Origin of the sequence: Pseudomonas sp. PDM21 (assembly GCF_014852505.2) — a bacterium.
Classification (GTDB): Bacteria; Pseudomonadota; Gammaproteobacteria; order Pseudomonadales; family Pseudomonadaceae; genus Pseudomonas.
Genome location: NZ_CM181223.1, coordinates 5,104,626 through 5,123,522, shown reverse-complemented (window position 1 = coordinate 5,123,522; position 18,897 = coordinate 5,104,626). Strand labels below are relative to the sequence as shown.

The following is an 18,897-nucleotide window of genomic DNA, read 5'->3' as shown; positions in this document are numbered from 1 at the left end:
ATGGCCCGCGCCGTGCGCAGGTCTTAGGAGCACGAAATGACCAACAAGATCATTCAGCAGATCGAAGCTGAACAGATGAGCAAAGAGATTCCGGCGTTCGCCCCCGGCGACACCGTGATCGTCCAGGTTAAAGTGAAGGAAGGCGACCGTCAGCGTCTGCAGGCCTTCGAAGGCGTTGTCATCGGCAAGCGTAACCGCGGCCTGAACAGTGCTTTCACCGTTCGCAAGATCTCCAACGGCGTAGGCGTTGAGCGTACCTTCCAGACCTACAGCCCGCTGGTTGACAGCATCTCCGTCAAGCGTCGCGGCGACGTGCGCAAGGCCAAGCTGTACTACCTCCGCGAACTGTCCGGCAAGGCAGCTCGTATCAAGGAAAAACTGGCCTAATTCGCCGGTTGGTCCCGAAAAAAGCAGCCCACGGGCTGCTTTTTTCTTGCCCGTGATTTTTCGCTCTTGAATTGGATGTCCCATCTGCCCCGGCAGCGCATTAGAAACACAACATCCGCAGCACCGGCAGCCACCCTTATTGCATCAGGTAGCAGTGGCATGAGCCCCAGAGACCAGGAAATCCTCCGTCGTACGGAGCTTTCCGAAACCCGCGTGACCAAGGCGATCTTCCCGCCCACCACCAACCATCACAACACCCTGTTCGGCGGCACCGCGCTGGCCTGGATGGACGAAGTCTCGTTCATCGCCGCGACGCGCTTCTGCCGTTTGCCGCTGGTGACCGTGTCCACCGACCGCATCGACTTCAAGCACCCGATCCCCGCCGGCTCCATCGTCGAGCTGATCGGCCGGGTAGTGAAGGTCGGCAACACCAGCCTCAAGGTCGAGGTGGAAGTGTTCGTCGAGAGCATGTCCGCCGACGGCCGCGAGAAGGCCATCCACGGGCTGTTCAGCTTCGTCGCTATCGACGACGAGAAGCGCCCGGTACCGGTCCTGCCCGGTTTCGAGGCCTGAAACGCAAGAAGGCGCCCGCGGGCGCCTTCTTGCGTGATGGCTCGCCTTCAGTGACGCAGGCTGATCTTCAGCGAAGCCTGGGACAGGTCGATGTTCTGCAGGCTCAGGCTGCCCATGCTCTGGGTCTTGGGTGCGCCGGCGACGCGGATGTTGTCGAAGCGTACCTCGCCGATGGAGCTGGGCAGGCGTACGTTGATCGAGCCATCCGGGTTCAGGGACGAGGAAGCGTGCGCGGTGTCGTACTGCACGTCATGCAGCGAGGTCTCGGCATCGAGGCTGTCGACCACCGGCATCACGAGGCGCGACAGCTGCTTGATGGCGCCGACGCCATCGCCGCTCTCGGCACTGACCAGCAGGCTCTGCAGGGTGTCGTCGAAACCCTGGGCGCTGACGTCGCTCATCTCGCGGTCGCTCAGCGGCTTGAGGCCCTTGGGCGCTTCGTGGCGGGTGATGCTCGTCGGTGCCTGGCGCTGCACGTCGGCGCTGGCCAGCTGGAACGGGCTGAGCAGGGCGGCGACCAATGTCGCCGCCAGGCGCAGGTTGTTCTGCTTCTTCAGCGCGCGGCCGAGCTGGCGCTCGCTGATCCAGCCCTGCTGGATCAGGGTTTCGCCCAGGCGCAGTCCGTTGGTGAGCTGGAGCTGGATGGCCTTATCCAGCTGATGGGAGGTGATCAGGCCCTTGGTGACAAGGATCTGACCGAGGCGGGAGTTCTGTTGGCTAGGCATGGCATGGGCTTCGTGGGGCGCTATGATGGCGTGGTGCAATCATTGTCTTTCGGACACATTCTGTCACCAGCCTAAAGATAGGCTGACATGGCCGGTCGTCAGGTTGTCAGAGCCTGCACGGTGTCGTTCTTACTCACGGCGGTCTCCGCCTCTTCTTCGATCAGCGCGATCACCGTCCAGCCGCTGGCAGGGGCAAGCGGTTGCTCGGGGCTGGCTATGTGCAGCCGGCCACTGGGGTCACGGGCGAACAGCAGCAGGGCACGCTGGCCATGCTGCGCCTGGTATTCGTCCCAGCCGAAGTTGTCGCTGAGCAGTGTCGAGCGGACTTCCGCACCGCGGGCGATCAGCCCGGCCATCTGCGGGTAGGTGACGAGACTCTGGCCCAGCGGATGACCGCGATGGCGGTCGCTGACCCGGTGCTTCTCGCTGCGACGGCTGTCCTGGCTGGAGGGCAGGATGAAGCGGTGGCGCGGACTGAATTCGTGGCGGAAGCTCATGCACATCAGGGCGTTCAGTTCGGCGTTGGGCGACAGTGCCAGCAGATGGCCCAGGCCGATCAGGTCGAGATGGGCCTCCGCGTGCTGCGAGGCGGGGTTGCCGAAGTAGGTCGGCAGGTGCTCCATGCGTGCCGCGCGGGTGTTCTCCCAGCTGGAGTCGGTGAGCAGTACCTTCACCCCGGCATTCTGCAGCCCGGTGCCGACGGCGCGGGCCACGGGGTTGGCGCCGATGATGAGGAACCCGGTGGGCACCGGCTCGGCCACCTTCAACAGGCGCGCCAGGGGGCGGGCGGTCGCGCTTTGCAGGATCACCGTGCCGATGATCACCAGGAAAGTCAGCGGCACCAGCACGCCGGCCTGGGCGTGGCCGGCTTCCTGCAGGCGAATCGCGAAGATCGCCGAGACGGCCGCTGCGACGATGCCGCGCGGAGCTATCCAGCTGAGCAGTGCGCGCTCGCGCCAGTTGAGTGATGAGCCTGCGGTGGAAACCAGTACGTTCAGCGGTCGGGCGACGAACTGGATCAGCGCCAGTACCAGCAGGGCGATCGGACCCAGCCCCAGCAGTGCCGAGAGGTCCAGTCGCGCGGCGAGCAGCACGAAGAGGCCAGAGATCAGCAGCACGCTGAGGTTTTCCTTGAAGTGCAGGATCTGGCGAACGTCGACGCCCTTCATGTTGGCCAGGCGCAGGCCCATGACGGTCACCGCCAGCAGCCCGGATTCGGACATCAGCGTGTTGGAGAGCACGAACAGGCCCAGCACCACGGACAGCGACGCCAGGTTGTGCAGGTAGTCCGGCAGCCAGTGGCGGCGCAGCGCCACGCCCAGGGTCTGGCCGCCCAGCAGGCCGGCGACGATGCCGGTGCCGATCACGCTGAAGAAGGTCAGCAGGCTGTCGGTCCAGCCCGAGCCACTGTCGCTGGCGGCGATGAAGGTGTAGACCACCACCGCGAGCAGGGCGCCGATGGGGTCGATGACGATGCCTTCCCAGCGCAGGATGTTGGCGATGGTGGCGTTGGGGCGCACCACGCGCAGCATGGGGACGATCACCGTCGGGCCTGTGACCAGGGTGAGGGTGCCGAACAGCAGCGCCATCTCCCAGGTGAAGTCCAGCAGATAGTGGGTCGCCAGGGCGATCACGCCCCAGGTGAGCAGGGCGCCGACGGTGACCATGCGTCGCACCACCGTGCCGATTTCCTTCCACTCGTCCAGGTGCAGGGTCAGGCTGCCTTCGAACAGCACGAGGGCGACCGCCAGCGACACCAGCGGAAACAGCAGTGGGCCGAACAGCATCTCCGGCGATAGCAGGTGAAGGACTGGCCCCACCAGGATGCCGGTCAGCAGCAGGAACAGGATCGCCGGCAGGCGAAGTCGCCAGGCCAGCCACTGGCTGGCGAGGGAGGCGGCGCCGATGCCGGCGAGGGCGTAGTAGGTGCTGTGTTCATCCATGGAGCGGCGACATCCTGCGCAAGAGTGGTGAGGGTGATGGAGTCTATGAAAGACTACTCGCGCCGTAATTTCCTTAGCTCTGGCCTGAAATGACCCCGGTTCCCCATATTCTGATCGACCGCTTCCTCGATGCCCTCTGGTTGGAGAAGGGCCTGTCCGACAACACCCGCAGTGCCTATGGCAGTGACCTTGCGCTGTTCAATGGCTGGCTCGACGAGCGCAGCGTTGCGCTGGAGTCGGCCGGTCGCGATGTGATTCTCGATCACTTGGCCTGGCGCCTGGGTGAGGGCTACAAGGCACGTTCCACGGCCCGTTTCCTGTCCGGGTTGCGCGGTTTCTACCGTTATTGCCTGCGCGAGAACCTGATTGCCGAGGACCCGACCCTGCTGGTGGAGTTGCCGCAGTTGGGCAAGCCGCTGCCCAAGTCGCTGTCGGAATCGGACGTCGAAGCCCTGCTGGCGGCGCCGGAGACCGACGACCCGCTCGGCCTGCGCGACCGCACCATGCTCGAGGTCCTGTACGCCTGCGGGCTGCGCGTGAGCGAGCTGGTCGGGTTGACCCTGGAGCAGGTGAATCTGCGTCAGGGTGTGGTGCGCGTGCTCGGCAAGGGCAGCAAGGAGCGCCTGGTGCCGCTGGGCGAGGAGGCGATCCGCTGGATCGAGCGCTACGTGCGCGAGGCCCGCGGTGATCTGCTGGCTGGCCGGCCGAGCGATGTGCTGTTCCCCAGCCTGCGCGGCGAGCAGATGACCCGACAGACCTTCTGGCACCGCATCAAGCTTCACGCAAAGGTCGCCGGCATCGGCAAGAGCCTGTCGCCTCACACCCTGCGCCACGCCTTCGCCACCCATCTGCTCAACCACGGCGCCGACCTGCGCGTGGTGCAGATGCTGCTGGGGCACAGCGACCTCTCCACCACGCAGATCTACACGCACATTGCCCGTGCCCGTCTGCAGGACCTGCATGCCCAGCACCACCCGCGTGGGTGAGTGGGGTGCTGGCAGCGCATGCGTTGCCCCGCGAACGCCCGGCTACGGATGGCCGGGCTGGGGCTGAACCTGGGCAGGCTGTACCGACAGGGACGTCTACACCTTGTTCGATCTTTGCGGCCCAGGCCTTAACCTCTACTCCCGCCGAAGCTTCCGGCTACAGCCTTTGGCTCGGTCTTGCCGGTCCGGTGTGATAGTCTTCGCCGACTGACATCAGGAGCTTTCCATGCGTTTGTCCCGACTTCTGACTGCCGCGGCTTTTGGCCTCGTCAGCACCCTCGCTCTGGCGGCCGAGCCGGACCAGGCGATCCGCACCACCCTGCAGTCCCTGCAGCCTGACCTGCCCATCGAGAACATCTCCAAGGGCCCCCTGGAAGGCATCTACCAGGTGCAGCTCAAGGGCGGTCGCATTCTCTATGCCAGCGCCGACGGCCAGTTCGTCGTACAGGGCAACATCTACCAGGTGAAGGACGGCAAGCCGACCAACCTGACCGAGAAGGCCGAGAGCGCCGGTGTGGCCAAGACCATCAACGCCATCGCCGCCAAGGACATGGTGGTGTTCCCGGCCAAGGGCGAAACCAAGGCGCACATCACCGTCTTCACCGACACCACCTGCCCGTACTGCCAGAAGCTGCACGCCGAAGTGCCGGAACTGCAGAAGCGCGGCATCGAAGTGCGCTACCTGGCCTTCCCGCGCCAGGGCCCGAACTCGCCGGGTGACGCCCAGCTCCAGGCCGTGTGGTGCTCCAAGGACCGCCAGGCGGCCATGAGCGACATGTTCCACGAGAAGGAAGTGAAGGCCGCCAAGTGCGAAAACCCGGTGGACGCGCAGTTCGCTCTGGGTCAGATGGTCGGTGTGCAGGGAACCCCGGCGATCATCCTCGCCGATGGCACCCTGCTGCCGGGCTACCAGCCGGCCGGCCAGATCGCCAAGCTGGCTCTGGAAGCCAAGTAAGGCGCGGCTTGCGCACTGATTGACTAATGCGGAACCGCTTCGTAATGTTCGGTTCCTTTTGACTAGGGAACAGGCAGTCCGCCTGTTCTGACATGGTGCCTGCTCCCATGCCCGCCTCGTTGCGGGCATCGGCGTCTCAGGCGCCCCGATGCTGTAATCATGGGGAGTTTCAGCGTGAAACCGGTGAAAGTGGGAATCTGTGGGTTGGGGACCGTCGGTGGCGGTACCTTCAATGTACTCAAACGCAACGCCGAGGAGATTGCCCGCCGTGCCGGGCGTGGTATCGAGGTTGCGCAGATTGCCGCCCGTCGCCCCAATCCGAAGTGTGAAACCGGCAGTACCCCCATTACTGCCGACATCTTCGACGTGGCGAACAACCCGGAAATCGACGTGGTCATCGAGCTGATCGGTGGCTACACCCTGGCTCACGAGCTGGTGCTCAAGGCCATCGAGAACGGCAAGCACGTGGTCACCGCCAACAAGGCGCTGATCGCCGTGCACGGCAACGAAATATTCGCCAAGGCCCGCGAGAAGGGCGTCATCGTCGCCTTCGAGGCCGCGGTGGCCGGCGGCATCCCGGTGATCAAGGCGATCCGCGAGGGGCTGGCCGCCAACCGCATCAACTGGCTGGCCGGCATCATCAACGGCACCGGCAACTTCATCCTCACCGAAATGCGTGAGAAGGGCCGCGCCTTTACCGACGTGCTCAAGGAAGCCCAGGCGCTGGGCTACGCCGAAGCCGACCCGACCTTCGACGTCGAAGGCATCGACGCCGCGCACAAGCTGACCATCCTGGCGTCCATCGCTTTCGGTATTCCGCTGCAGTTCGACAAGGCCTACACCGAAGGCATCACCCAGCTGACCACCGCCGACGTGAACTACGCCGAGGCCCTGGGCTATCGCATCAAGCACCTGGGCGTCGCCCGCCGTACCGACAAGGGCATCGAGCTGCGCGTACACCCGACCCTGATCCCGGCCGACCGCCTGATCGCCAACGTGAACGGCGTGATGAACGCTGTCATGGTCAATGGCGACGCTGCTGGCTCCACGCTGTTCTACGGCGCTGGCGCCGGCATGGAGCCCACCGCTTCTTCGGTGGTCGCCGACCTGGTGGACGTGGTTCGCGCCATGACCGCCGACCCGGAGAACCGCGTGCCGCACCTGGCCTTCCAGCCGGACTCGCTCTCCGACCACCCGATCCTGCCGATCGATGCCTGCGAAAGCGCCTACTACCTGCGCATCCAGGCCAAGGACCATCCGGGCGTACTGGCCCAGGTGGCGACCATCCTCTCCGAGCGCGGCATCAACATCGAATCGATCATGCAGATGGAAGTCGAAGAGCATGACGGTCTGGTGCCGATGATCCTGGTTACCCACCGCGTGCTCGAGTCCCGCATCATCGAAGCCATCGCCGCGCTGGAAGCGCTGGATGACGTCGTCGGCAATGTCGTACGCATCCGCGTCGAACAACTGAACTGAATCGAACGCGGCGGCGCCTGTGCGCCGCCGCCAACCCGAAGGTTTCACACCATGCGTTACATCAGTACCCGCGGCCAGGCGCCCGCGCTGAACTTCGAAGACGTCCTGCTCGCCGGCCTCGCCAGCGATGGCGGCCTCTACGTGCCGGAAAACCTGCCGCGCTTCACCGTGGAAGAGATTGCCTCCTGGGCCGGCCTGCCGTACCACGAACTGGCCTTCCGCGTGATGCGCCCGTTCGTTGCCGGCAGCATCTCCGACGCCGACTTCAAGAAGATCCTCGAAGAGACCTACGGTGTCTTCGCCCACAACGCCGTGGCGCCGCTGCGTCAGCTCAACGGCAACGAGTGGGTGCTGGAGCTGTTCCACGGCCCGACCCTGGCCTTCAAGGACTTCGCCCTGCAACTGCTGGGCCGCCTGCTCGACCATGTGCTGACCAAGCGCGGAGAGCGCGTGGTGATCATGGGCGCCACCTCCGGCGACACCGGCTCGGCCGCCATCGAAGGCTGCAAGGCCTGCGAGAACGTCGACATCTTCATCATGCACCCGCACAACCGTGTGTCCGAGGTGCAGCGCCGTCAGATGACCACCATCCTCGGCGAGAACATCCACAACATCGCCATCGAAGGCAACTTCGACGACTGCCAGGAGATGGTCAAGGCCAGCTTCGCCGACCAGGGCTTCCTGAAAGGCACCCGTCTGGTGGCGGTGAACTCGATCAACTGGGCACGGATCATGGCCCAGATCGTCTACTACTTCCACGCCGCCCTGCAGCTCGGCGCGCCAGCCCGCTCCGTGGCCTTCTCGGTGCCCACCGGCAACTTCGGCGACATCTTCGCCGGCTACCTGGCGCGCAACATGGGCCTGCCGGTCAGCCAACTGATCGTCGCGACCAACCGCAACGACATCCTGCACCGTTTCATGTCCGGCAACCGCTACGACAAGGACACCCTGCACGCGTCGCTGTCGCCGTCCATGGACATCATGGTCTCGTCCAATTTCGAGCGCCTGCTGTTCGACCTGCACGGTCGCAACGGCAAGGCAGTCGCCGAGCTGATGGACAACTTCAAGGCCACCGGCAAGCTGGCCGTCGAGGATGACCGCTGGACCGAAGCGCGCCGCCTGTTCGATTCGCTGGCGGTGAGCGACGAGGAAACCTGCGAGACCATCGCCCAGGTCTTCGCCGAGTCGGGCGAGCTGCTGGACCCGCACACCGCTATCGGCGTACGTGCTGCCCGCGAGTGCCGCCGCAGCCTGTCCGTGCCCATGGTCACCCTGGGTACCGCGCATCCGGTCAAGTTCCCGGAAGCTGTGGAAAAGGCCGGTATCGAGGCCGTTCCGGCACTGCCGGCGCACCTGACCGACCTGTTCCAGCGTGAAGAACGCTGCACCGTGCTGCCGAACGAACTGGCCAAGGTCCAGGCCTTCGTCAGCGCCCACGGCAACCGCGGCAAACCGCTCTAAAGCGCGGATCGCCGTTCGAAGAAGCCCGCCTCCTGGCGGGCTTTTTCATGCCTGCGATCTGGTTCGGCCAGGGCCATGAAACATGCCGTCATGACCAACGGTACTGAGAGCGGCGAACTTTATCGCCGATCGTGCGGTCTTTTTCTGCGTGTTTTTCATTTCGCAACAAGGAGATACGACATGGACCGGCTGAGCGCCCTGCTGACCGAGACCTTCGCTCCCTACGCTCCCTCCCTGGGCCCGGCACGCCCCGATGGCGGCCGTATTCTGACCCTCACCAACGACGATGGAGACGTAATTCTGCGGCGTGTCATCGAAGGCCAGCACCTGTCCGACCATGAGCAGAGCGAAGAGGCGGTGCAGACCATCCGGCGCGACCTGCTGATCTCCGAAGGCCGCATGGAGGACGATGTCGTTTCCCAATTGCGCCAGCGTGCGCAGGTGCTGAGCTACGGCACCTGATCGACCTTGCAACGAAAACGCCGCCCCAGGGGCGGCGTTTTCGTTTCCGTGCCTACAGCTTGCCGAGGTACTTCAGGCGTGAGCGGATGCCGCCTGTGGTTCGGCCATGTTCGCGGGCGATGGCTGCGACGGTCTCCCCGGCCTCGAATCGCTCCAGCAAAGCGGCTTCCTCCGCTGTTTGCCAGGGTTTGCCGGCCTGCTGGGGCAGGGCACGGGGCTTCGGGGCGGGCACCTCCAGCGCGTGGATGGCGTGGAACAGGGCACGGATCACTTCCGGTGCCTGGCACGGGTCGTCGATGGCCAGGGGCGCGTCGTGGCGCGGGTCGATGCCCTGGGCGAGCTTGCGCAACACGGCGAGGGTGTCGGCGAGATGGTCGGCGTTCATGGCGGCTCTCCTTGTTGAATCCGCAGATGCTTGGTGAGCCCTGAACGATTGTCTGTCGGATGCAGCGGGAGATGCGGCAGAAATGGCGGAGCCGCTGTAGGAGCAAGCTCGCTCCTACAAGAACGGTGCGGACCGCTCGCCAATAAAAAACGGCCCCGAAGGGCCGTTTCTCATCGCAGCGGGAAGGATCAGCCGCCGAGGTACGCGTCACGCACCTTGGGGTTCACCAGCAGGTTGGCACCGGTGTCCTGCATGACGATGCGACCGTTCTCCAGTACATAGCCGCGGTCGGCGAGCTTGAGCGCCTGGTTGGCGTTCTGCTCGACGAGGAACACGGTCACGCCTTCCTGGCGCAGCTGTTCGACGATGTCGAAGATCTGCTGGATGATGATCGGCGCCAGGCCCAGCGACGGCTCGTCGAGCAGCAGCAGCTTGGGCTTGCTCATCAGCGCGCGGCCGATGGCGAGCATCTGCTGTTCGCCGCCGGACATGGTGCCGCCGCGCTGGTTGAAGCGTTCCTTCAGGCGCGGGAAGAGCCCCAGGACCTTGTCCATCTGCTCCTGGTAGTCACCCTTGCTGGTGAAGAAGCCGCCCATGGCGAGGTTCTCTTCCACGGTCAGGCGGGCGAACACGCGACGGCCTTCGGGCACGACGGCGATGCTCTTGCGCATGATCACAGAGGATTCCTTGCCGACCAGCTCTTCGCCCATGTAGGTGATGCTGCCGGAGGAGGCGCGCGGCGAACCGCACAGGGTCATCAGCAAGGTCGACTTGCCGGCGCCATTGGCGCCGATCAGGGTGACGATCTCACCCTGCTGGACTTCCATGCTGACGTCGTGCAGCGCCTGGATCTTGCCGTAGAAGGTGGAAACCTTGTCGAACTTCAGCATGACTCAGGACTCCCCCAGATAGGCTTTGATCACATCCGGGTTGCCGCGGATTTCCTCCGGGGTGCCGTCCGCAAGCGGGGTGCCCTGGTTGATCACGTAGATGTGGTCGGAAATGCTCATCACCAGCTTCATGTCGTGCTCGATGAGCAGGACGGTGACGCCGTGCTCGGAGCGCAGCATGGCGATCAGCGCCTTGAGGTCCTCGGTTTCCCGCGGGTTCAGGCCGGCCGCCGGCTCGTCCAGCATCAGCAGCTGCGGACGGGTCATCATGCAGCGGGCGATCTCCAGGCGGCGCTGCTGGCCGTAGGCGAGGGTGCCCGCCGGGCGGTTGGCGATGTCCTTGAGGTTGACGATTTCCAGCCAGTGCGAGGCGTAGTCCAGGGCCTCGGCTTCCGCGCGACGGAAGGCCGGGGTCTTGAGAAGGCCGGCGAGGAAGTTGGTGTTGATGTGCCGGTGTTGCGCCACCAGCAGGTTCTCCACCGCGGTCATCTCCTTGAACAGACGCACGTTCTGGAAGGTCCGCACCACGCCCTTGTGGGCGATCTTGTGGCCCGGCAGGCCCTGGATGGGCTCGCCGCGCAGCAGGATTTCGCCGCCGGTGGGCGCGTAGAAGCCGGTCAGGCAGTTGAACACGGTGGTCTTGCCGGCGCCGTTGGGGCCGATCATCGAGATCACCTGTTTTTCCTGGACCTTCAGGGCCACGTTGTTGACGGCTAGCAGCCCGCCGAAGCGCATGGTGAGGCCGGCTACTTCAAGAATCGGTCGGCTCATTTTCGCAACTCCAGGTGCGGGCGCTGCATGGGCAGGAGCCCCTGCGGACGCCAGATCATCATCAGCACCATGAGGGCGCCGAACATCAGCATGCGGTACTCGCTGAACTCACGCATCAGTTCGGGCAGCAGGATCATCACCACGGCGGCCAGTATGACGCCGAGTTGGGAACCCATGCCACCCAGCACCACGATGGCGAGGATGATGGCCGATTCGATGAAGGTGAACGACTCCGGCGTGACCAGGCCCTGGCGCGCGGCGAAGAAGCTGCCGGCGAAACCGGCGAAGCAGGCGCCGAGGGTGAAGGCGGAGAGCTTGATCAGCGTCGGGTTCAGCCCCAGCGCGCGGCAGGCGATCTCGTCTTCGCGCAGGGCTTCCCAGGCTCGGCCCAGGGGCATGCGCAGCAGTCGGTTGATCACGAACAGCACCAGCAGCACCAGCAGCAGCGCGACCAGGTAGAGGAATACGACCTTGTAGTTCGAGTTGTAGGCGATGCCGAAGAACTCGTGGAAGGTCTGCATCCCCTCGGGGGCGCGGCGCTCGAAAGTGAGGCCGAACAGCGTCGGCTTCTCGATGTTGCTGATGCCGTTGGGGCCGCCGGTGAGCCAGGTCATGTTGCGCAGCAGGATGCGGATGATCTCGCCGAAGCCCAGGGTCACGATCGCGAGGTAGTCACCGCGCAACCTCAACACCGGGAAGCCGAGGATGAAGCCGAAGAACGCGGCCATCAGGCCGGCGATCGGCAGGCACACCCAGAAGCCCAGGCCGTAGTAGTGCGACAGCAGCGCGTAGCTGTAGGCGCCCACGGCGTAGAAGCCGACGTAGCCGAGGTCGAGCAGGCCGGCCAGGCCCACGACGATGTTCAGGCCCAGGCCCAGCAGCACGTAGATCAGGATCAGGGTGGCGATGTCCACCGCGCCGCGCGAGCCGAAGAACGGCCAGGCGAGGGCGACGAGAATCAGCACCATGATGATCTTGCGTTGCACGGAGGCGTGGGTCAGACGTTCGGCCAGCCTGGTGTGCGGGTGCGACAGCGCCTGTTTCACGCTGCCGCCGAAGGCGAAGCGATCACGCACCAGTTGCCAGACGAACATCAGCACGGCGCAGGCGGCGATGGTCCACAGGCGGGTGGGGCTGACGTTCTCCAACTGCAGGCCGATGCCGATCACGCTGAGCTTGATGCCCAGCACCGGATAGGCGACGGCCATCACCAGCAGGGCGCTGAAGAAGGCGGTCTTGAGTTTCTGGCTCATACCTTTTCCACCTCCGGGCGACCGAGAAGGCCAGTGGGGCGGAAGAGCAGCACGAGCACCAACAGGGTGAACGCCACCACGTCCTTGTACTGGTCACCGAACACGTCGGCGCCAAAGGCTTCGGCAACGCCCAGCACCAGCCCGCCGAGCATGGCGCCCGGAATGCTGCCGATGCCACCCAGCACCGCGGCGGTGAACGCCTTGATGCCGGCGAGGAAGCCGATATGCGGGTTGATCACGCCATACTGCAGGCCCAGCAGCACCGCGGCCACGGCGGCCAGGGTGGCGCCGATGACGAAGGTCAGGGCGATGATGTTGTTGGTGTTGATGCCCAGCAGGTTGGCCATCTTCAGGTCCTCCGCGCAGGCGCGGCAGGCGCGGCCCAGGCGGGAGCGGGAAATGAACATGGACAGGCCGTACATGGTCAGCAGGGTGACGATGAAGATCAGCACCTGCATGTACGAGATGGTGACGCCGCTCATCTCGTCCGGGCCGATGATGAAGTTGCCCGGCAGCAGGTTGGGGATTGCCTTGTCCTTGGAATCCTGGGCCAGCAGAACCTCGTTCTGCAGGAAGATCGACATGCCGATCGCGGAGATCAGCGGAATCAGCCGGTTGCTTCCACGCAGGGGCCTATAGGCGATCCGTTCGATGGTGTAGCCGTAGGCGCTGGTGACGATGATCGCCGCGGCGAAGGTGCAGATGATAACGACAGGGAGACTAACGATCCCCATCATGGCCAGCCCCGTGATCACGATGAAGGCTACGTACGAGCCAATCATGTACACCTCGCCATGGGCGAAGTTGATCATGCCGATGATGCCGTAGACCATGGTGTAGCCGATGGCGATCAGGGCATAGGTGCTGCCGACGGTGAGGCCGTTGATCAGCTGTTGCAGGTAGTGATAGAGCTCAGGCATTACCTAACTCCTCGGGCGTCGCGTGAAGCGGCGCTTGTGGCGCGACGGACCCCCGGAATACTCGGATAAACAAAGCCCACTGCTGTGGGCAGTGGGCTTTGTGTGGCGGCGGGTGGCTTACTTGGCTTCGGTCTTGGTGCCGTCCTTGTGCCACTGGTAGACCACGAAGTTGAAGTTCTTCAGGTCGCCCTTCTCGTCGAAGCCCAGGTCACCGGTCGGAGTCGCGAAGGTGTTGGCGCGCAGCGCGGCTGCCACCTTGTCGGTGTCTTCGCTGCCGGCTTTCTTGATGCCTTCGGCGATGACCTGGACAGCGGCGTAGGCCGGGAACACGAACGGACCGCTCGGGTCTTCGTTCTTGGCCTTGAAGGCGTCAACCAGAGCCTGGTTCTTCGGATCCTGGTCGAAGGACTTCGGCAGGGTCACGTAGAGGCCTTCGGAAGCCGGGCCGGCGATGGCGGAGATCTCTTTGTTACCCACGCCTTCCGGGCCCATGAAGCCGACTTTCAGACCTTTCTCGGAAGCCTGGCGCAGGATCAGGCCCAGCTCCGGGTGGTAGCCGCCGTAGTAGACGAAGTCGACCTTGGCCTGCTTGAGCTTGGCGATCATCGCGGAGAAGTCCTTGTCGCCGGCGTTGATACCTTCGAACAGGGCGACCTTGATGCCAGCGTCTTCCAGGGTCTTCTTCACGGCAGTGGCGATGCCTTCGCCGTACTGCTGCTTGTCGTGGATCACGGCCACGGTCTTGGGCTTGATGTGCTCGGCGATGAACTTACCGGCAGTCGGGCCCTGCAGGCTGTCCAGACCGATGGTGCGGAAGATCAGCTTGTAGCCACGGGAAGTGATATCCGGGCTGGTGGAGGCGGCGGTGATCATCATCACGCCTTCGTCTTCGTAGATGTCCGAAGCCGGTTGAGTGGAGCTGGAGCACAGGTGGCCAACGACGAACTTGACGCCATCGTTGACGATCTTGTTGGCAACGGCCACGGCTTGTTTCGGATCGCAAGCGTCGTCGTAGACCACGCCTTCGAGTTGCTTGCCGTCGACGCCGCCGGCCTTGTTGATCTGCTCAATGGCCATCTTCGCGCCAATGAACTGCATCTCCCCATACTGGGCGACTGCGCCGGTCACCGGGCCGGCCAGAGCAATCTTGATGGTGTCGGCGGCCATGGAGAAGCTGGCAACGCCGGCGAGGGCCATGGCGGTGAACAGCTGGGAAAGACGCTGAGTACCCTTTTTCATAATGCTCCACTCTTCTTGTGTTTTCGTTTTTGTAGTCCTGGTCGCCAGCGGCTCACCGGACCGGGATTGCCCCGGACAGACCCACCGGCAACTGTACCGGTACAGTGTAGAGTGCCGCCGGACCGCTTGAAAAGCGGGTGGCGGGCAGCCGATTGTGGGCATGTCGCAAGATTGAAACAAACGTACAGAAAAACGGCGCTGTATGACTTTTCCTTGTGGGTTTCCGTCTCCAGCGAAAACGCCGTCCGAACCTTGCCTGGCGCGGTCCCGGCGCTATCATGGCGCCGTTCGTATACCAGGTGAGATTCATGACTGAACAAGCTAGCACCCTCTATGCCAAGTTGCTTGGCGAAACCGCGAAGATTTCCTGGCAGGAGCTCGCGCCCTTCTTCGCCCGCGGCAACCTGCTCAAGGTCGCGGCTTGCGCCGATCTGGTGGAGGTCGCGATGGGCGTTGCCGAGGACGACCGGACCAAGGTTGCCGGCTGGCTGGCCAGTGGTGATCTGAGCAAGGTCGACGAAAAGCTGGCGCAGGATTTCCACGATCGTGACCCGGAACTCTGGGCGGTGGTGATCGCGCCCTGGGTGCTGGTTCAAGAAAGAGTTCGAAAAGAGTCCGTGCACTGACACAGGGCGATTTCCAATTCGAAAAGGCCGGCTAGACTGTCGGGATTCCATAGAAGGAGATTCGCCATGTTCGAACCGGGCCATCTGCATCTCCAGTCCCTGCCGGGGCTGGGGGCGCAGGAGATCGACGCTCACATCAACTATGAAGTCCGCAAGGATGTGGAAAAAGGCACCATCGTCCACTTCACCATGAAGGGCGAGATCGACGGTAATTCCTTTACCGAAGAGTGGGACATGCCCAAGGAGCAGGCCTTCAACTTTGCCAGCGATGCCACCCGCATTGCGCAGAAGCACGGCCTGCACCCGCGCTTTGGCTCGATGGTGCGCAACCACAAGGAGTACGACGCGATGTTCGAGGACATCCGCCAGAAACTCGGCACCAACCCTGGCGACCCGATCGACCTCGACAAGGTGATCCACGGCGACTCGTAAGCGACGCATTCCGTAAAAAGCCCGGCCATGAGCCGGGCTTTTTATTGCGCGTCATCTGCCGCAGGACTCAGTGGCTCACCCAGCGCTGCCGCGCCCAGGCGCTGAGGCTGTCGACGCACAGCACCAGCAGCAGCATGGCGATGATCACTGTGGCCGCCTGGGCCTGCTGGAACAGGCTGAGGCTGAAATACAGCATCTGCCCCAGGCCGCCTGCACCGACGAAGCCGAGCACGCTGGCCATGCGGATGTTGTTCTCCCAGCGATAGAGCATGTACGCCACCAACTGCGGCCAGACCGCCGGAAGGGTGCCGTAGGCGAAGGCGGCGACGCGTCCGCCGCCGGCCAGGCGCACGGCTTCCGCCGGGGCGGTCGGGGTATTTTCCAGCGCCTCGGCGAACAGCCGGCCGAGCACGCCGCCGGTGTGCAGTGCCAGCGCGAGCGTGCCGGCGTTCGGGCCGAGCCCGGCGGCCAGCACCATCAGCGCGCCCCAGACCAGCTCCGGCACCGCGCGCAGGGCATTCAGGAACAGCCGCGAAAGACTTTGGGCGATACGCCCGAAACGCCCGGCCGCCGGTAGCGCGAGCAACATGCCCAGCAGCGCCGCAAGCAGGGTGCCGATGGCGGACATCGCCAGGGTTTCCAGGGCGCCGCGACCGACTGCCGTGAGGTGCGTGGCGCTCAGGTCCGGCGCGAGGAAGTCGCGGCCGTAGTCGAGCATCTGGCCGAGGCCGCGCGCGTCGAACAGTCCGCCGGTGTCCATTTCCAGGTAGGCAAAGGACGCGCCGATGGCGAGCAGGATCAGCAGCAGCCAGCCCAGGCTGCGCAGCAGGCCGGTCATTCGAGCCTCCCGCGCAGGAAGCGGCTGAGCAGGTCGGCGCCCAGCACCAGCACCAGGAAGGTCAGCAGGATGCTTGCCACCTCGCCCCCGGCGAACATGCGCAGCGACAGGTCGATCTGCTGGCCGAGGCCGCCGGCGCCGACGAAGCCCATCACCACCGAGGCGCGGATCGCGCACTCCCAGCGGTAGACGGTGTAGGAGATGAGTTCCGGCGCGGCCGAGGGCAGTACGCCGTAGGCGAAGGCCTGCAGCCGCGAACTGCCACCCAGCAGCAGGGCGCGGGTCGGGCGCGGGTCCACCGATTCGAAGATTTCCGCGTAGACCTTGCCGAGCATGCCGCCATAGGTGATGGCGATGGCCAGCACGCCGGCGGTGGGGCCCAGACCCACGGCGCGGACGAACAGCAGCGCCCAGACGATTTCCGGCACGCTGCGCAGCACGATGAGCAACCCGCGCACCGGCCAGCGCAGCGCCCGCGCCCACCAGGCCGGCAGGCCGCCGCGGGGCAGGGCGGATATTGACAGCGCGCGCGTCGCCAGCAACGCGGCAGGGAATGCGATCAGCCAGGCCAGCGCCATGCCGGCGGTGGCGATGGCCAGGGTTTCCAGGGTGGCGCGGCCGAGCAGGGCGAGGAATTCCTCGTCGTGGGCCGGCGGCCAGAAACCGCCGAGGAAGTTGGCCATGGTCCGCGCGTTGTCGCCACTGAACAGGCCGCCGATATCCAGCTCGGACAGGCGCAGGCCCGGCCACAGCAAGGCCAGGGCGAGCAGGGTGAGCAGCAGGCGCGGCAGCGCCGCCGGGTCGCGCGGCGGGCTCTTGGAAAGCGCGGGGTTCAGCATCGCGGAATCTGTACCACCAGCGGTTTGCCCACCGGCGAGGAAGCGTCCTGCTGGCCGAGCTGCTCGTTGGCGTAGAGGGCGCGCAGGTCCTCGGGAGTGACGTTCTCCGCCGCCTTGTCGAAGGCGATGCGACCGTCGCGCACGCCGACTATGCGCGGGAAATGCTCCAGTGCCAGGTCCACCGCGTGCAGGCTGGCGAGCAGTGTCACGCCACGGTTCTGCGCTTCACGGGTGAGTACGCCGAGGGTATGGCCGGCGAGCACCGGGTCCATGGCAGAGACGGGTTCATCGGCCAGCAGCACTTCGGCCTGCTGGTACAGCGCGCGGGCGATGCCGACGCGTTGCAACTGGCCGCCGGAGAGCTGGTCGCAGCGCTCGAAGAGCTTGTCGCCAAGGTCCAGGCGCTGCAATTCGCTGCGGGCGCCAGCGCTGTCGACGGGGTAGAGCAGGCTGGCCAGGCTTTTCCACAGCGGCCACTGGCCTAGGCGGCCGGCGAGCACGGCGGTGACCACCCGCTGGCGCGGTGGCAGCGGCGGAGCCTGGTGCACCAGGGCAATGCGCGAGCGCAGGCGCTGGCGCGCAGGACCACTCAGCGCCCAGGGCTGGGTGCCGAGCAGGTCGAAATTGCCGGAAGCGGGTTTCAGTGCGGTGGCGAGGATGCGCAGCAGCGTGGTCTTGCCGGCACCCGACGGGCCGATGATCGCCACCCGTTCACCGGCAGCGACGCTGAGGTCGATACCGGCGAGCGAGCGCTGGCCGTTGGCGTGGATGTGCTCCACGCCGGTCAGTTTCAGGGTCACTTCAGCAGGCCGGCGGCGCGCGCCGATTCCTCGATGCCCTTGTAGTTGTCAGGCTGGGTCTCGATGAAGCGGCTGGCCGCCTGCAGGTCGAGGATTTCCTTGTCGCGCGGCTTGCTCGGGTCAAGGGCGAGGAAGGCCTTCCTGATCTTCTCGGCCAGGGCCGGGTCGAGGTTGCCGCGCACGGTCCAGTTGTAGTCGTAGTAGGTCGGGGTGGTGGCGAAGACCTTCACCTTGTTGGTGTCGACCTTGCCGCTGTCCACCAGCTTCTGCCAGACGGAGGCGTTCAGCACGCCGGCGTCGACCTTGCCGGCCTGGACCCAGGCGACGGTGGCGTCGTGGGCGCCGGAATAGGCCACGCGGGAGAAGAACTGCTCGGGCACCACGCCGTCCTTCTGCATGAAGTAGCGCGGCATCAGGCTGCCGGAAGTGGACGACACGGAACCGAAGGCGAAGGTCTTGCCCTTGAGGTCCTGGATCGATTTCACGTTCGGGTCGGCAGTGATGAATTTGCTGGTGAACTGCTGGTCCTGCTCGCGCTGTACCAGCGGGATGGCGTTGCCGGTCTTCAGGCGCGCCTGGACGAAGGTGAAGCCGCCCAGCCAGGCCATGTCGAGGCGATCCGAAGCCAGGGCTTCGACCACGCCGGCATAGTCGGACACCGGGATGAACTTCACCGGCATGCCCAGTTGCTCTTCCAGATAGGCACCCAGCGGCTTGAACTTGCGCAGCAGTTCGGTGGGGGCTTCATCGGGAATGGCCGAGACTTTCAGTTCTTTCGGCGTGTCGGCGTGGGCGAAAACGGCGGACAGGGACAGGGCAAAACCGGCGGCGAGCGCCAGGGAGCGTTTCAGCATGGGGAGAGTTCTCCGGTTCAATGGCGGAAAAAACTCCGGGAGTATAGTGGCGGCGCATCTGTTTGGCAGCTGGCACGTC

At 64.8% G+C, this 18,897-nt stretch carries 21 protein-coding genes; 9 read left to right on the top strand and 12 right to left on the bottom strand.

The genetic code is table 11. The annotated features are described in order from the left end of the window. Nucleotides 1-36: 36 nt before the first annotated feature. Together rplS and IB275_RS23630 are read left to right on the top strand one after the other, a co-directional pair. Complete coding sequence (rplS, locus tag IB275_RS23635; protein ID WP_017522234.1) at nt 37-387, top strand: 50S ribosomal protein L19; 351 nt, start codon at nt 37-39, stop codon at nt 385-387. Between the two features lie 159 nt (nt 388-546). Then, nucleotides 547-960, top strand: a complete 414-nt coding sequence (locus tag IB275_RS23630) for an acyl-CoA thioesterase (RefSeq protein WP_192291503.1) — start codon at nt 547-549, stop codon at nt 958-960. 47 nt (nt 961-1,007) lie between these two features. On the opposite strand, the gene IB275_RS23625 is transcribed toward IB275_RS23630, so the two are convergent. After that, complete coding sequence (locus IB275_RS23625) at nt 1,008-1,685, bottom strand: cyclic di-GMP-binding domain-containing protein, MshE-related (RefSeq protein ID WP_081515911.1); 678 nt, start codon at nt 1,683-1,685, stop codon at nt 1,008-1,010. A gap of 98 nt (nt 1,686-1,783) precedes the next feature. Further along, nucleotides 1,784-3,628 (bottom strand): cation:proton antiporter, encoded by a 1,845-nt coding sequence (locus IB275_RS23620; protein ID WP_081515910.1) that lies wholly within the window; start codon nt 3,626-3,628, stop codon nt 1,784-1,786. Between the two features lie 89 nt (nt 3,629-3,717). Here IB275_RS23620 and xerD point away from each other — a divergent pair, with 89 nt between their 5' ends. From xerD to IB275_RS23595, 5 genes are all read left to right on the top strand, one after another. After that, nucleotides 3,718-4,614, top strand: a complete 897-nt coding sequence (gene xerD, locus IB275_RS23615) for a site-specific tyrosine recombinase XerD (RefSeq protein WP_192291501.1) — start codon at nt 3,718-3,720, stop codon at nt 4,612-4,614. Between the two features lie 226 nt (nt 4,615-4,840). Continuing rightward, nucleotides 4,841-5,569, top strand: a complete 729-nt coding sequence (locus IB275_RS23610) for a thioredoxin fold domain-containing protein (protein WP_081515907.1) — start codon at nt 4,841-4,843, stop codon at nt 5,567-5,569. A gap of 174 nt (nt 5,570-5,743) precedes the next feature. Next, the gene (locus IB275_RS23605; RefSeq protein ID WP_192291499.1) at nt 5,744-7,048 is read left to right on the top strand and encodes a homoserine dehydrogenase; all 1,305 of its coding nucleotides are present in this window, start codon (nt 5,744-5,746) and stop codon (nt 7,046-7,048) included. A 51-nt stretch (nt 7,049-7,099) separates the two neighbouring features. Next, complete coding sequence (thrC, locus tag IB275_RS23600) at nt 7,100-8,509, top strand: threonine synthase (protein ID WP_138525064.1); 1,410 nt, start codon at nt 7,100-7,102, stop codon at nt 8,507-8,509. Nucleotides 8,510-8,689: 180 nt separating this feature from the next. Beyond that, nucleotides 8,690-8,971 carry a DUF3509 domain-containing protein gene (locus tag IB275_RS23595; protein ID WP_192291497.1) on the top strand — a complete coding sequence of 94 codons (282 nt, stop codon included), beginning with the start codon at nt 8,690-8,692 and terminating at the stop codon, nt 8,969-8,971. Between the two features lie 52 nt (nt 8,972-9,023). On the opposite strand, the gene IB275_RS23590 is transcribed toward IB275_RS23595, so the two are convergent. The 6 genes from IB275_RS23590 to IB275_RS23565 form a co-directional block, all read right to left on the bottom strand. Continuing rightward, on the bottom strand, nt 9,024-9,356 hold the full coding sequence (locus IB275_RS23590; protein ID WP_192291495.1) for a hypothetical protein: 333 nt from the start codon (nt 9,354-9,356) through the stop codon (nt 9,024-9,026). Between the two features lie 188 nt (nt 9,357-9,544). Then, complete coding sequence (locus tag IB275_RS23585) at nt 9,545-10,246, bottom strand: ABC transporter ATP-binding protein (RefSeq protein WP_045210454.1); 702 nt, start codon at nt 10,244-10,246, stop codon at nt 9,545-9,547. 3 nt (nt 10,247-10,249) lie between these two features. Further along, the gene (livG, locus tag IB275_RS23580; protein WP_081515899.1) at nt 10,250-11,017 is read right to left on the bottom strand and encodes a high-affinity branched-chain amino acid ABC transporter ATP-binding protein LivG; all 768 of its coding nucleotides are present in this window, start codon (nt 11,015-11,017) and stop codon (nt 10,250-10,252) included. Continuing rightward, nucleotides 11,014-12,270 (bottom strand): high-affinity branched-chain amino acid ABC transporter permease LivM, encoded by a 1,257-nt coding sequence (locus IB275_RS23575; RefSeq protein ID WP_192291493.1) that lies wholly within the window; start codon nt 12,268-12,270, stop codon nt 11,014-11,016. The genes livG and IB275_RS23575 overlap by 4 nt, the downstream gene beginning before the upstream one ends. Beyond that, nucleotides 12,267-13,190 (bottom strand): high-affinity branched-chain amino acid ABC transporter permease LivH, encoded by a 924-nt coding sequence (gene livH / locus IB275_RS23570; protein WP_138215390.1) that lies wholly within the window; start codon nt 13,188-13,190, stop codon nt 12,267-12,269. Before livH ends, IB275_RS23575 begins: the two co-directional genes overlap by 4 nt. 117 nt (nt 13,191-13,307) lie before the next feature. Next, a complete protein-coding gene (locus IB275_RS23565) occupies nt 13,308-14,429 on the bottom strand; it encodes a branched-chain amino acid ABC transporter substrate-binding protein (RefSeq protein ID WP_081515893.1) in 1,122 nt (373 codons plus the stop codon). Between the two features lie 308 nt (nt 14,430-14,737). Here IB275_RS23565 and IB275_RS23560 point away from each other — a divergent pair, with 308 nt between their 5' ends. Together IB275_RS23560 and IB275_RS23555 are read left to right on the top strand one after the other, a co-directional pair. After that, nucleotides 14,738-15,055, top strand: a complete 318-nt coding sequence (locus IB275_RS23560; RefSeq protein ID WP_192291491.1) for a DUF2288 domain-containing protein — start codon at nt 14,738-14,740, stop codon at nt 15,053-15,055. A 66-nt stretch (nt 15,056-15,121) separates the two neighbouring features. Further along, on the top strand, nt 15,122-15,487 hold the full coding sequence (locus IB275_RS23555) for a DUF5064 family protein (protein WP_138215389.1): 366 nt from the start codon (nt 15,122-15,124) through the stop codon (nt 15,485-15,487). Nucleotides 15,488-15,554: 67 nt separating this feature from the next. On the opposite strand, the gene phnE is transcribed toward IB275_RS23555, so the two are convergent. The 4 genes from phnE to IB275_RS23535 are packed head-to-tail and all read right to left on the bottom strand — an operon-like array spanning nt 15,555 to nt 18,818. Continuing rightward, nucleotides 15,555-16,325: a phosphonate ABC transporter, permease protein PhnE gene (gene phnE, locus IB275_RS23550; RefSeq protein WP_081515888.1), complete on the bottom strand. Its 771-nt coding sequence runs from the start codon at nt 16,323-16,325 to the stop codon at nt 15,555-15,557. Then, a complete protein-coding gene (locus IB275_RS23545; RefSeq protein ID WP_151188062.1) occupies nt 16,322-17,164 on the bottom strand; it encodes a PhnE/PtxC family ABC transporter permease in 843 nt (280 codons plus the stop codon). The genes phnE and IB275_RS23545 overlap by 4 nt, the downstream gene beginning before the upstream one ends. After that, nucleotides 17,158-17,964, bottom strand: coding sequence for a phosphonate ABC transporter ATP-binding protein (locus IB275_RS23540; protein ID WP_081515884.1), 807 nt, complete (start codon nt 17,962-17,964; stop codon nt 17,158-17,160). The genes IB275_RS23545 and IB275_RS23540 overlap by 7 nt, the downstream gene beginning before the upstream one ends. Further along, entirely contained in the window at nt 17,961-18,818 is an 858-nt protein-coding gene (locus IB275_RS23535) for a putative selenate ABC transporter substrate-binding protein (RefSeq protein WP_081515883.1), read from the bottom strand. The genes IB275_RS23540 and IB275_RS23535 overlap by 4 nt, the downstream gene beginning before the upstream one ends. Between the last annotated feature and the right edge of the window lie 79 nt (nt 18,819-18,897).